A 13363-nucleotide genomic window follows, 5' to 3' on the forward strand; every position below is an offset into this window, starting at 1 on the left:
GAAAGAGAGGGCAGTGGTTCGCCACTGCCCTCTTTTTTAAGAGAGGTGGCTCAAATGACAATTCATCCCATTCGTTTTACGGGCAGGCCGACGGGTGAGACAGACCGGCTGCCGCAGGAGATTGCATGCTATGATTTATTGGATCAGCTGGGGATCTCTTATGACCGTGTGGATCATACAGCGGCCCACACCATTGCGGACTGTGCTGTGATCGAGAAGGTTTTGGGTGCTCCGATTTGTAAGAATCTGGTGCTCTGCAACCGCCAGAAGACCTCTTTTTATCTCCTTTTGATGGAAGGGGAAAAGCCTTTCCGTACTAAGGAGCTGTCGAAGCAAATTGGCTCAGCCCGGCTTTCTTTTGCCTCTCCAGAGGATATGGAAGCGTATCTGCATGTAACCCCTGGTTCTGCCACCATTTTGGCACTTATGTTTGACCGGGGTCATCGGGTGCAGCTTATTTTGGATCGTCCTGTTGCAGAGTGGGTGCGAATTGGATGCCATCCCTGTATCAATACCTCTACGCTGAACCTCTCTATGGCGGAGATTCGAAATAAGTTTCTGCCCTATTTGGGTGTGGAGCCAATTTTGGTGGAGCTCCCGGAGGAGCGGGAGGAGGTCCACTGAGTAGGCGGACGGACCCATACTGCCGGCATGTTCCGGCGGCGTGGGTCTTTTTGTCTGTACAGTGTAAACTATCGGCGGAGAGGAGACGACCATGGTACGAGTTTCAAATATAATCTTGCCTCCAGAAGGAGATTTCTTACTATTGAAGAAGAAGGCCGCCCGAATTTTAGGGGTTCCTATGGGTAAGATTCATCGCTGTGTTCCTGTGCGCCAGTCCATTGACGCCAGAAAGAAGTCGGATGTTCATTATGTGATGACGGTGGATGTGGCCCTTTCTGGGGAGGCCGATGTGGTGGCGCGGGTAAAGAGCAGTCAGGTACGCCTTGCCGAGGAGGGACCCGCCTACACTTTTCCCGTTGTCACCCGAACCTCCCAGAAGCCTCCTGTGGTGGTGGGCAGCGGTCCGGCAGGGCTGCTGGCCGCACTCTGCTTGGCGCGGGCAGGCCTACGGCCGATTGTCTTAGAGCGCGGACAAGCGTTGGAACAGCGTGTGAAGGATGTGGAGGCATTTTGGAGGGGCGGGGATTTGAATCCCGCCTCCAATGTTCAGTTTGGAGAGGGGGGCGCAGGGACTTTTTCCGATGGAAAATTGACCACGGGGACCCACGATCCCCGCCGGTCCTATGTCATGCGCACCTTCGTAGAGGCAGGGGCACCGGAGGATATTCTCTGGCAGCATAAGCCTCATGTGGGGACCGATCTGCTTCGGAATGTTGTCAGGCATCTTCGGGAAGAGATTCAGAATCTGGGCGGAGAAGTGCGCTTTGGGCACTGCTTTAGCGGCCTCACTGTGATCGGGGGCCATTTAGAGGGAATCACTGTGGCAGAAGAACAGGGAAAGTATGATCTGCCCTGCGATGCACTGGTTTTGGCACCAGGTCACTCTGCCCGGGATACCTTTCAAATGTTGCGGGAGGCTGGCGCCGCCATGGAGCAGAAGCCCTTTGCCATTGGCGTGCGGATCGAGCATCCGCAGGCCCGCATCAGTCAGGCGCAGTTTGGGGAGAGCTGGGAAAAGCTGCCCCCTGCGGATTACAAATTGGTCTGCCATCTGCCCAACGGCCGGTCTGCCTATACCTTTTGCGTCTGCCCCGGGGGCCAGATTGTGGCGGCTGCTTCGGAACCGGGGGGAATCGTGACCAACGGCATGAGCAACCGGGCTCGGGATGGTGAATTTATCAACGGAGGCTTCCTGGTTGGGGTTGGCCCCAGTGATTTTGGAAGCGCGGACCCTTTGGCTGGCGTTGCGTTTCAGGAGATTTGGGAGAGAAAGGCTTATCAGTTTGGGCGGCCCGGCTATGAAGCACCGGCGCAGCGTGTGGGGGATTTCCTGCGCGGATTGCCCACCCCCAAGGGCCTGGCCCATCGGAGCACCTATCGTCCGGATGTTTTCTTTGGGGATCTGCGGGAGACCCTGCCCGATTATGTTGCCCATACCCTGGCGCTGGCGCTTCCCACACTGGATCGGAAACTCCATGGCTTTGCCGCGCCAGATGCTTTGGTGGTGGGGGTGGAGACCCGCTCCTCCTCCCCGGTCCGTATTCTGCGTGACAAGACCCTGCAGTCCAATCTTCGCGGGCTGTACCCCTGTGGAGAGGGGGCGGGGTACGCTGGTGGCATTGTATCTGCTGCTGTGGATGGAGTCCGGGTGGCGGAGGCAGTGGCCCATCCTCTGCTTTGCGGGGAAATGCCTGAAAAATAGAGGGAATTCCGCTTCTTTTTCAAAGAGACGGTTGCAATCTTATCCTAAAACAGTGTATAATAAAACATTATTGACAGAGACTGCATGACCGGCAGCGGACAGAGGTTCCCGCAGGGATATACACTGCGGGGCTGTTTTGTGCACACCCAAGGGAAAGCGGGGGACGCGGGGGACGACCGGCGTCTTGCGGTTGCGGTCAACGGGTTTGGAAGATTCTTGTAAGGAGTGAATACCATGGCGGAAGAGACCATGAGCACCAATTTTATTCATAGCATCATTGAAGAGGAGCTGGAGCCCGGCGGGCGCTGTGCGGGGAAACAGGTGCACACCCGGTTCCCGCCAGAGCCCAACGGCTACCTCCATATCGGACATTGCAAGGCGCTGACCATTGATTTCGGTACGGCGGAAAAGTACCACGGCATCTGCAATCTGCGTATGGATGACACCAACCCGGCCAAGGAGGACACAGAGTATGTGGATGCCATCCAAGAGGATATCCACTGGCTGGGCTTTGACTGGGGAGACCGTTTCTATTATGGTTCTGATTATTTTGAGCAGACCTACGAATTGGCGGAGGACTTGATCCAGAGGGGACTGGCCTATGTTTGTGAACTTACGCCGGAGCAGTTCCGGGCTTATCGAGGGGATACCACTACCCCGGCACAGAGCCCTTGGCGGGACCGTCCGGTGGAAGAGAGCCTGGAACTGTTTCGACGGATGAAGGCGGGCGAGTTCCCGGAGGGAAAGTATACACTCCGGGCGAAGATTGACTTGGCCTCGGGCAATTTTAATATGCGGGACCCGGTGCTCTACCGAATCCGCTATATTGAGCACCATCGGCAGGGGACAAAATGGTGTATTTTCCCCATGTATGACTTTGCCCACCCCATTCAAGATGCCTTGGAGGGGATTACGCACTCTCTGTGTTCGTTGGAGTATGAAAATCACCGTCCCCTTTACGACTGGGTAGTGGAGCACTGTGATCTCCCCAGCAAGCCCCGGCAGATTGAATTCGCCCGTTTGGGGATCAATTATACGGTCATGTCCAAACGGAAGCTGCGGGCTTTGGTAGAAGAGGGACGGGTCTCGGGATGGGACGATCCCCGCATGCCCACCCTCTGTGGCCTGCGCCGCCGCGGATACACCCCCAGATCCATTCGGAATTTTTGTGAGCGCATTGGGGTGTCTAAGGTGGACTCCACCGTGGACTGGGCGTTTCTGGAGTCCTGCCTGCGGGAGGACCTGAACGAGACCGCCCAGCGGGTGATGGCGGTTCTTCGCCCGGTAAAGCTCACCATTACCAATTACCCGGAGGGGCAGCGGGAGACTGTCACCGTGGAGAACAACCCCGTAGACCCGGAGGCGGGCGTGCGGGAAGTGCCTTTTTCCCGCACACTCTACATTGAGGCGGACGACTTTTTGGAGGAACCAATTCCCAAATACAAACGTCTTACTCCTGGTGGACAGGAGTGCCGCCTGAAAGGCGCCTATCTAATCCGCTGCACAGGCTGCATGAAGAATGCGGCAGGGGAAGTGATTGAGGTTCTCTGCGAGTATGATCCCGCCTCAAAGGGCGGCAATCCCGCCGATGGGCGGAAGGTCAAGGGAGCGACCATCCACTGGGTGGAAGCGGAGACCGCTGCGGATGCGGAGGTACGTCTGTACGACGCACTGTTTACCGACCCCGCTCCCGACGGCCCAGAAAAAAATTTCCTGGATTTCTTAAACCCGGAGAGCCTTCAGATCTTGACCCATTGCAAAGTGGAACAGGGGCTGGCCCAAGCCCCCATGCCGGAGGCTGGGAAGACAGCGAAGGCCTATCAGTTTATGCGTCAGGGGTATTTTTGTCTGGACAGTCAGGATGCCTCTCCAACGCACTTGGTGTTCAACCGGAGCGTTTCTCTGAAGGATAGTTTTAAGAAAAAGTAAAATCGGACCCTGGAAAGCTGGAAATTTTGGGGAAAGCAGGGAGGAGAAAACCCCTTCTCTACCTTGCGAAACCCCACGTTTTCTGGTACAATAGCAAGGATCATGTAAGGATGTCCCTGTCAGGGGAGGTCCGTTCCTGGAATTGGGAGTGTTTTCACCGTATGAAGAAAAACGAGATAAAAACCGGAAGAAACAAGCCGCCGGAAGTGCGTACCCGAGAACAGATTGAGGATCGTGCGTTTAACCGGATGCTCCTCTGGCTGGCCACTGCCGCAGTGGTTGAGGTGGTGATGGTACTCATCAATCGCTTCTATGTTCACACCCGTGTCAGTGAATTGGGAATTAAGATGCCGCTGTACAAGGTGTTGACGGTCTTTCCCATTGCGGGTGCTGTGCTTTTTGTGCTGTTCCTGGTCTGGGCTGTGAAGGTTCGGAACGGAGACAGCGGAAAAGACGGAACCCTCCAGGCGGCTGTGGCCTGCGGATTTCTGTGTATGGGCATAGGCGGCCTTTTGATGCGGAATTTGGAGACCACGGCGGCCCCCATGGTACTGGCGGTGGTGCCTGGCCTGGGTGTGCTGATGATGGTGTTCTATCTATATCAAAAGGAATTTTTTGGCTGTGCCGTGATAGGCGGCATGGGGCTGCTGGGCTTTTGGGTGTATCGGACATTTCTCAGCGGCGCGGTGTACTACGGCTATTTGGCCCTCACCCTGGTAATCGCGGCAGTGGGGGTGGCATTGGCCCTCAAGCTGAAACAGAAGGATGGTGTATGGACGATTCGGGGCAAGGAGATTGTGGTTCTCCAGCCTGGCGCGGCCTATCTGCCGTATTATTTGACGGCGGCGGTGACAGCCATTCTCCTTTTGGCGCCGCTGGCGCTGGGGGCTGCTGTGGCTTACTACGCGATGTGGATTATGGCTGCGTGGCTGTTTATCCTGGCGGTTTATTTCACCTCAAAATTGATGTAAAAACAAAGACAGGCCCCATCGAATAAGATTCGATGGGGCCTGTTTTATTTAATTATGGGATTTCCCAACCGATGAGAAGACAGCCCGTTTCCACCTGAATGGTCACGGGATTTCCTTGGAAATGGTTGCTCACACCGATGGGAAAGAAAGGAGAGACGGGGACACGGTCCAAAGGGTATTGGGCGCCGTGAATCGAAACCCCCTGAGCCTCCTGCCCCAAGCAGAACAGGGAGAAAATCCCTTCTTTCCGGGCGGGGAGGGTGAGGGAACCATTGCGGAGGGCAGTGAAGAGATAGCTTTTTCCGTAGAGATAGCCCGTTGCCCCCGCCTGGGCCAAAAACCCCAAGGCCTGAAGGTTGGCCAGGGTGTGATCCGGACGGCCGCCGGTACCGCCGTAAAGGTGGAATGTGCGGTATCCCTCTTTCAGGCCGTATTTAATGGCCAGCATTGTGTCGGTGTCGTCCTTTTCCACAGGGAAGGTGTGAATGGGAATCCCCTTGGGGAGGTCATTCAGAGAGTCGAAATCGCCCAGCAGCAAGTCGGGCTGCAGCCCGGCGGCTTGACAGTGGCGGTAACCTCCGTCAGCGGCGAAAACAACATCCCCTGGGGCTGGGGAGACTGGCAGACCAAAGAAAGGGCCGGCACCAAAGATAAAGCAGGCGGGAGGAGACATAAAAATCAGCTCTTTTCCAAAGGATTTTTGGGGATGGTTCCATCATACCATGTTCTTCCAGCCTTGACCAGAGGGGAATTTTTTGTTAGACTGAACCGGCAGAATTTTAGCATGAGGAGGGCGGAGTGATGATCCAAGGGGCAATTTTTGATGCGGATGGCACCCTGCTGGATTCCATGGGAATGTGGGATACGGTGGGGGAGCGTTACCTGGCCTCCCTGGGGGTGACAGCCCGTCCGGGTCTTCGGCAGATTCTTTTTCCCCTCAGCTTGTCCCAGTGCGCGGCTTACCTGCGGGAGAGCTATGGTCTGTCCCTGTCAGTGGATGCCATTGAGGTGGGCATCAATGGTTCCATCCGCTCATTTTATTGTGAGCAGGTGGTGTGCAAGACCGGCGCAAAGGAGTTTTTGCAGGCCCTCCGGGAGAGGGGAATCCCCGCTGTTTTGGCCACTGCCACAGACCGGGCGGTGATGATGGAGGGGCTCCGGCGGACAGGCCTGCTGCCGTTGTTGGACGCAGTGTACACCTGTGGTGAGTTGGGAGTGGATAAACGGACCCCCGCCCTGTTTCACCATGCCCGGGCACAAATGGGGACTGCCATAGAAGCCACTTGGGTGTTTGAGGACGCTGTCCATGCGGCCCAGACCGCCTATCAGGCGGGCTATCGGGTGGCCGGTGTGGCCGATCCATACAGCGACCAGGAGGCATTGAAGGCCACCTGTCATTGGTATCTTACTGACTGGACAGATTTTGCTGGGTTCTATCAGCAGGCATAAAACGACCGCACGTCTGAGAGGGGTTCTCAGACGTGCGGTTATTTTTAGAAGGGAGACCACAGATTAAGTTTTGGGGATCATTTGGATATTCAGGTCAACATTACCTTCAATGCCGGGGACCTTACCAGTGCTGGAATACTGCCACATATCAAAGTGGTAGTAGAAGGTTGGCGTTTTATTGTACTGCGCCAGCCAAAGTGGAAAGTCAACCAGCTTGGACAGATCATAGTGGAGATAGAAATAGGTCAAATTGGAGTATACCATACTGTCATACCCATTTGCCTCCACTGCCTGACAGAAGGCAACGGCGCACTTGGTCAGCATCTCGTCGGAGAGTCCTTCCGTGCGAGGATGCAGGCTACTGTCATAGGGTTCCCAGTCAAACACAATGGGATAGGTGATGGAGTAGTCCTGAAGCAGGTCCATACAGAATTGGGCTTCCTCCACGGCCTCTGCCTCATTGATGGCCTGGGAGAAGAAGTAGACGCCGACTTCAATTCCATTTTCCAAAGCGCCTTGGATGTTCTGATAGAAGTAGCTGTCTCTTACAATGGCGCCGGTGCCGTATCCCCGGTAACCCAGACGCAGCATAGCAAATTCAACCCCGGCGTCTTTGACTGCCGCCCAATCAATGCTGCCCTGGTAACGGGAGACATCAATGCCGATCTTGCTGGTGTATTTGTCGCTGTCGTACGTCAGGAAACCATTTTCGTTGACCTGGAACAGAGAGGAATCATAGGTCCGTTTGGGCATCTCCTCCACCACATAGACTTTTTTCCCGCCAAAGTAAAAGTAGTCACCGGTGGGTTCCTCAGGCTCTTCCGGTTCTTCCGGGAGGTCAGGGGGATTGTCTGGTTCTTCCGGCTCTTCGGGGGTTTGATTTTTGAGTTCATAAACACGCCAAATTACCGTGGTAATCTCTGCCCGGGTGATGTGGTCCTGGGGCTGGAAGAGAAGCTCCCCATTGACCTGATTCCCCTGGAAGATGCCGTGGTCGTAGAGAATCAGGGCGGAAAGATCCTCGGTGTCCGCAAATGGAGAGGGATCATGGGAGGTGCGGGAGAGATCCAGGACATTGACGATGATCTCTGCGATTTGAAGACGGTTGATGGGGTCATTCAGCCCCAAGCTGAGGCCAGAGGGGAGAAACCCGTTCTCCTGGGCCAGCTGATAAAATCCGCTGGCCCAATGGGAACCGGTGGGTATTTGATCGCCATAGCCGGCGGACATAAGGACCAGCTTCAGGGCTTCTCCCAGCGTCACTTGCCCCTGGGGGGAGAAGGTGGTGGGGGTGGTGCCGTGGACAATGTCATTGTCGTAGAGGTCTTTGACATAAGTATAGTACCAGTCATCTGGTGCCACGTCGGTAAAGTTCATTTCACCCGCTGCGGAGACCGGCGCGGCCAGCGAAAAAACCAAGGCCACAAGCAGGAAGAGGGAAAAAATTCTCTGTTTCTGTTTCATTGGAAAAATACCTCATCGTTTCTTTCTCAGGAAAAATGGTGTGGGAAAAGTTTGGGACGCAGACGGTAAACGTACAGGTCACCGATCCGTCCCAGCAGAACGTCGTACAGCAAAAAAGTCACATTACCCAGCAGAAGCATTCCAGCCAGAACCAGGCCTGTCCAGGTCTGTGCCTCTGCCTGGAGGTCGGGCATGACAAACACAAACAGCAGGAGCGCGAAAATGACTGCCAAGGCCAAGTTGAAGAGGAGCAGCTTCAGTATGATCCGCCAAGGCTTACGACGCAGGTGCTGGAGCTTGGGACGGAGCAGGGGATACCAGCCAAACAGCAGGACGAAGAACAACGCGGCCTCCTTGTTGGGGGAGAGAATCAGGCTTAGCAAAGCCACGGCCAGGTAGAGCAGAGCGCCGGTGCGAAAGCCAAATTCCCAGACAACCGGGAGCAGAAGGACCCCTGCCAGAGCCGGACAGATGTAAGTGGTTGTGGGAATCATGGTTCCCAAGAGCATCACGGCAATCATGAGGGCGGCCAAAACGCCGCAGAAAGCCACCCGGAAACTGAGTCGGTTACGCATAAGAAATCACCTCCAAGGAAACAGATTAGGATGACGGATCATCATCAGACGGGGGATTGTCTGGGGGGGAATCCTGGGACGGGGAGAGGGGGTGGCGCAGGCGCCGCCGAAGCCGGGCCCACAGACTGTCCTCCCCCCGGAACAGAGGATGAAACTCAATGACAGGGGGCGGCAGATAGGAGATGGAGCCCTTCTCGTCAATCCCGGACACATGGACGTATTCCTGGGTCTCCAGAGGAAGGGACTTTTTGCGGAGCCGGGCATTGATGAACTCCCGGAGCAGATAGTAGAACGAGGCGAACAAAGGAACCCCCAGGAGCATCCCCCAAAATCCCATCAAGTGGTTAAACAGCAGCAGGGCAAACAGGACCCAGAACGCGGAAAGCCCTGTGGAATCCCCCAGAATCTTGGGACCAATGATATTGCCATCCACTTGCTGTAAAATAATGACAAAGACAATGAAAATGAGACATTTTCCAGGGTCGGTGAGCAGAAGGATAAAAGCGGAGGGAATGGCGCCAAAGAAAGGCCCAAAGACAGGAATGATGTTGGTAATGCCCACAATGACGCTGATGAGCATGGCGTAGGGCATGTGGAGAAGCGACAGGCAGATGCCGCAGATAATGCCGATAATCAGGGAATCCAAAAGTTTGCCGGAGACAAACCCGCTGAAAATCCGATTGATGGCCCGCAGGTGCTTCAAAATCACATCACAGGTGCTCCGCTTCCGGCATAAGGCAAACAATATCTTTTTTCCCTGTCCCACGAACTGGTCCCGGCTCATTAGCAGGTAAACCATTACGATAATGCCGATGATGAAATTCAAAACACTCTTGGCCGCGGCGGCCACCCGTCCTGCCAGGTCCACCAGGGCGGACAGAGGGTCGTCCTGAAGCCATGCGTTGAAGGCAGCGGTGATTTTTTCAGAGACAGTGGTAATGATGGTGGTCGGCTGTCCATGGGCGGTGAGGTAATCTGAAATTCGTTGCGAAAAATCCGAAACCATGTTGGGCAGGTTTTGGATCAAAGGCGGGACATTGAAGACCAGCTGAGGAATGATGAAATAGGCAAACAGCACAATGAGTGCCAACAGGACAAAGGTGGAGAAGGCAGTGGACAGAGAACGGGCCGTTTTCTTTCTCACCTTATGGTATAGAAGAAACTGCTCGGAAAAACGGGTAAGAGGATAGAGAAGGTAAGCCATCACGCAGCCCAGGACAATGGCCCGCAGAGAACCAAAAATGCCGCGGACAGTATTGCCCAATGCGTCCAGATTGAGCAGGACGCGGCAGACCAGAAAAACCACGACCAGGCCCAACAAGACCATGCCGCTATAAAACAAGATCTTTTTGATGGGAACCTTCAACAGTTCGCCCTCCCATTCCTGTGCCAATTCCTTCCGACCAAAAACGGTTGGAGATGCAAAAAATAAATTGGAACATATATTTTATAGTATAGCAAAGCTGGCGGTTGCTTGCAAGCGGAAGGAAACAATTGGGAAAATTTCTTCGGGGAAATCAGCGCAGGGACGGGAAAGCAAGCGAAAACAGGGAAAAATAATGGTTGCGGCGTTTCTATGCCTATGATACAATTATCTTACCAGTTCAGAAATGAAATTCGTTGGATTTGATGGAAGAGAAAGGAGGAGTGAGAGCTTGAATTACCAGATCCTATGGCTGGTGCTGCTCATCGCATTTGCGGGCATTGAGGGGATCACGGCGGGGTTGGTTTCCATTTGGTTCTGCGCGGGCAGCTTGGTGGCGCTCATTGCCACTTGGCTGGGGGCGTCCCTTCCGGTGCAGATTGGTCTGTTCGCGGTGGTCTCTGTGGCTGCCATGGCGCTCATCCGTCCCATGGCCCGAAAATGGCTGCATCCCAAGATGGAAAAGACCAACGCGGACCGTATTCTGGGCCAGGAGGGCGTGGTGGTGGAATCCATAGACAACCTCAGCGCCTCCGGACAAGTGAAGATCGACGGCGCCGTCTGGACGGCCCGTTCTGCGGGAGACGAGATCATTCCAGCGGGAACACGCATCCAGGTGGAGCGAATTGAAGGGGTCAAAGCCATTGTCATCCGAAAAGAAACCTAACGAGAAGAGAGAAGCTGCCGCTTATGTCATGAGAGAAAGGAAAAGGTACTTGCATGGAAACAAAAATTGTTTTGATTGTTCTCATTGTGGTCATTCTGGTCATCCTGGCCCGATGCGTCCGGGTGGTCCAGCAGTCCAAAGCCTACGTGATTGAACGTTTGGGCGCGTTTCACACAGTCTGGAGTGTGGGGCTTCATTTCAAGGTTCCCTTCATTGACCGGGTTCTACGGGTGGTCTCCCTGAAGGAACAGGTGGCTGACTTTCCGCCCCAGCCTGTGATTACCAAGGACAACGTGACCATGCAGATTGACACTGTTTTGTACTATCAGATTACAGACCCGAAACTCTTTGCCTATGGGGTGGAGAACCCCATGAACGCCATTGAGAACCTCACTGCCACCACACTGCGGAATATCATCGGTGAGCTGGAGCTGGACCAGTCTCTGACCTCCCGGGATATTATCAATGCCCGGATGCGCTCGATCCTGGACGAGGCCACGGACCCCTGGGGCATTAAGGTCAACCGGGTGGAGCTGAAAAATATCCTGCCCCCCAAGGATATTCAAAACGCCATGGAAAAGCAGATGCGGGCGGAACGGGAGCGCCGGGAACAGATCCTCCAGGCAGAGGGGCAGAAGCAGAGCCAGATCCTGGTGGCAGAAGGAGAGAAGGAATCCCGCATTCTCCGGGCGGACGGCGAGAAGCAGGCTCGGATCATGGAGGCCGAAGCCGAGGCGGCCGCCATCCTTCGGGTGAATGAGGCCATGGCCAACTCCCTGAAGCTTCTTAACGAGTCCAACCCCACGGACCCGGTCATTCGAATTAAGGCGCTGGAGGCGTTCCAAGCGGCTGCCAACGGCAAAGCCACAAAGATTATCATTCCCTCGGAAATTCAAGGCCTGGCCGGTCTGGCGGAAGGGATTGTGGAGACAGTCAGACGTCCCGACACAGGCAGGGCCGCGCCTGGTCCAGGTGGTCCCAAAGCATAATTCACGTTGTATGCAACAATAAAAACCTATGAAAAAATCCCCCTGTCACCTACGGTGACAGGGGGATTCAATATTTTAGGCGGATTACAGGGTCAGAGAGGGGGCGGTGTAGGTCCGGGCGGCCATCTCAGCGTCCAGCGCATACAGCCCTTTCACATCAGAGGCGAAAAGGTCGAAACGCCCCAGCAGGTCGTTGGCGTTCTTCTCTTCCTCGCCCTGCTCCTTTACAAACCAATCCAGGAACTGCAGGGTGCGGAAATCATTGGCCTTCATGGCCTCAGCATAGATGGCGTTGATGAGGGAGGTGACATACTCCTCGTGGACCAGAGAGGCGGCCAGAGGATCGCGGAAGGACTCATATACCTTGTCCGGGGCGTCGATGGCGCCCAGCTTGGGGCACTCACCGTTGTTCTGGAGATAGGTCAGGAAGAGCATAGCGTGGTCTCTCTCCTCCTGAGCCTGAATCTTAAACCAGTTACCGAACCCATCCAGGTTCTTGGAGTAGTAGTAATTGGACATATCCAGGTACAGGTAGGCGGAATAAAATTCCTTGTTGATCTGCTGCTCTAACAGCGCGGCGACTTCTTTCTTCAGCATAACAAACATCCTTTCTGAAATATCATTCTTATCTTGTGCGGAATCAAAGAAAACCCTTGACACCGTATGGGAAAACATAGTGATTTTGTTTGGTAATCATACCATATCTTGGGCATACTGTCAATTCCCATTCCGAAGGAGGTGTGGTGTGCGGTCTCTTGACGGAAGGGAAGAACTGTGCCAGAATGGAGAAAAAGGAGGCGAAAACGGTGAAAACAGTATGGCTGCCAAGCAGGCGGGGGGATCGGATTCCGTGCCATGATAATTGGGAAGGGCAATCCCGTGTGGTGATCGTTTGTCACGGGTTTGGAAGCAGCAAGGAGAGCCCGATGGTGCAGGCCCTGCATCGAGCGCTGCCCGAACGGGGGATCGGTGTATGGAGCTTTGATTTTCCGGCCCATGGAGACAGTCCAATGGGGCAGGAGGGACTTCGGGTTCCCTTCTGTATGGATGATCTGGAGACGGTGGAAGCCTGGATTCGGGCAAAGTCTCCCCAAGTGGAGGTGTGCTATTTTGCCTCCAGCTTTGGAGCTTATATTACCTTGCTTTCCCTGTCCCGTGCCCCCCGTAACCGGCCCCGGGCCTTCCTGCGTTCGGCGGCGGTGACAATGCCCCAGCTGGTGGCACGCTGGCTGACGCCTCGGGCCAAGAAGGACCTGGAGAGACGGGGATACTTTGTACCAGACTATGCATACGTTCGGGAGATGCGGATTACCCCTGCATTTCTTCGGGACCTGTGGGAATATGATCTGTTTTCCCGTTATACGCCGGAGTTGGCCTCCCTTTTTATGGTCCATGGAGCGCTGGATGAGGTGGTGCCCGTAAAGGATGCCCGTCGGTTTGCTGAGACTTTTGGGGCCCAGCTGCGGATCTTTCCCCAGGGAGAGCATCCGCTGATGGGCAACGGGGAGCTGGAAGCGGTTTTGGCCTGGGCGGCGGACTTTTTCTTGGGAAAAGAATGAGGTAGGCAGGC

At 54.9% G+C, this 13363-nt stretch carries 13 protein-coding genes; 8 read left to right on the forward strand and 5 right to left on the reverse strand.

The features are described from left to right. The first annotated feature begins 54 nt into the window (after window positions 1–54). From DV520_RS00635 to DV520_RS00650, 4 genes are all read left to right on the forward strand, one after another. Window positions 55–624 (forward strand): prolyl-tRNA synthetase associated domain-containing protein, encoded by a 570-nt coding sequence (locus tag DV520_RS00635; RefSeq protein ID WP_117141446.1) that lies wholly within the window; start codon window positions 55–57, stop codon window positions 622–624. 91 nt (window positions 625–715) lie between these two features. Next, window positions 716–2326, forward strand: coding sequence for an NAD(P)/FAD-dependent oxidoreductase (locus DV520_RS00640; protein ID WP_117141447.1), 1611 nt, complete (start codon window positions 716–718; stop codon window positions 2324–2326). A 234-nt stretch (window positions 2327–2560) separates the two neighbouring features. Further along, window positions 2561–4255: a glutamine--tRNA ligase/YqeY domain fusion protein gene (locus DV520_RS00645; RefSeq protein ID WP_117141448.1), complete on the forward strand. Its 1695-nt coding sequence runs from the start codon at window positions 2561–2563 to the stop codon at window positions 4253–4255. A gap of 161 nt (window positions 4256–4416) precedes the next feature. Then, the gene (locus DV520_RS00650; RefSeq protein ID WP_117141449.1) at window positions 4417–5226 is read left to right on the forward strand and encodes a hypothetical protein; all 810 of its coding nucleotides are present in this window, start codon (window positions 4417–4419) and stop codon (window positions 5224–5226) included. A 52-nt stretch (window positions 5227–5278) separates the two neighbouring features. Here the strand turns inward: DV520_RS00650 and DV520_RS00655 are convergent, their stop codons facing one another. After that, window positions 5279–5899: a thiamine diphosphokinase gene (locus DV520_RS00655; RefSeq protein ID WP_117141450.1), complete on the reverse strand. Its 621-nt coding sequence runs from the start codon at window positions 5897–5899 to the stop codon at window positions 5279–5281. A 128-nt stretch (window positions 5900–6027) separates the two neighbouring features. Here DV520_RS00655 and DV520_RS00660 point away from each other — a divergent pair, with 128 nt between their 5' ends. Further along, entirely contained in the window at window positions 6028–6675 is a 648-nt protein-coding gene (locus DV520_RS00660; protein WP_117141451.1) for an HAD family hydrolase, read from the forward strand. A gap of 63 nt (window positions 6676–6738) precedes the next feature. Here DV520_RS00660 and DV520_RS00665 read toward each other — a convergent pair whose 3' ends face one another. Genes DV520_RS00665 through DV520_RS00675 form a run of 3 tightly spaced genes read right to left on the reverse strand, consistent with a single transcriptional unit; the run spans window position 6739 to window position 10080 of the window. Further along, window positions 6739–8139 carry a GH25 family lysozyme gene (locus DV520_RS00665; RefSeq protein ID WP_117141452.1) on the reverse strand — a complete coding sequence of 467 codons (1401 nt, stop codon included), beginning with the start codon at window positions 8137–8139 and terminating at the stop codon, window positions 6739–6741. A gap of 26 nt (window positions 8140–8165) precedes the next feature. Beyond that, window positions 8166–8714, reverse strand: a complete 549-nt coding sequence (locus DV520_RS00670; RefSeq protein WP_021919977.1) for a hypothetical protein — start codon at window positions 8712–8714, stop codon at window positions 8166–8168. 25 nt (window positions 8715–8739) lie between these two features. Then, window positions 8740–10080: an AI-2E family transporter gene (locus tag DV520_RS00675; RefSeq protein ID WP_021919976.1), complete on the reverse strand. Its 1341-nt coding sequence runs from the start codon at window positions 10078–10080 to the stop codon at window positions 8740–8742. 289 nt (window positions 10081–10369) lie between these two features. On the opposite strand from DV520_RS00675, the gene DV520_RS00680 reads away from it, so the two are divergent. Both DV520_RS00680 and DV520_RS00685 read left to right on the forward strand, forming a co-directional pair. Then, window positions 10370–10804 carry an NfeD family protein gene (locus DV520_RS00680; protein WP_021919975.1) on the forward strand — a complete coding sequence of 145 codons (435 nt, stop codon included), beginning with the start codon at window positions 10370–10372 and terminating at the stop codon, window positions 10802–10804. A 53-nt stretch (window positions 10805–10857) separates the two neighbouring features. Beyond that, window positions 10858–11793 (forward strand): SPFH domain-containing protein, encoded by a 936-nt coding sequence (locus DV520_RS00685; RefSeq protein WP_117141454.1) that lies wholly within the window; start codon window positions 10858–10860, stop codon window positions 11791–11793. Between the two features lie 84 nt (window positions 11794–11877). On the opposite strand, the gene DV520_RS00690 is transcribed toward DV520_RS00685, so the two are convergent. Continuing rightward, window positions 11878–12390 carry a ferritin gene (locus DV520_RS00690; protein WP_021919974.1) on the reverse strand — a complete coding sequence of 171 codons (513 nt, stop codon included), beginning with the start codon at window positions 12388–12390 and terminating at the stop codon, window positions 11878–11880. A 209-nt stretch (window positions 12391–12599) separates the two neighbouring features. On the opposite strand from DV520_RS00690, the gene DV520_RS00695 reads away from it, so the two are divergent. Continuing rightward, on the forward strand, window positions 12600–13352 hold the full coding sequence (locus tag DV520_RS00695) for an alpha/beta hydrolase (RefSeq protein ID WP_165849999.1): 753 nt from the start codon (window positions 12600–12602) through the stop codon (window positions 13350–13352). The last annotated feature ends 11 nt before the right edge of the window (window positions 13353–13363 follow it).

It is taken from the genome of Evtepia gabavorous, from assembly GCF_003425665.1.
GTDB classification, from domain to species: domain Bacteria; phylum Bacillota; class Clostridia; order Oscillospirales; family Oscillospiraceae; genus Evtepia; species Evtepia gabavorous.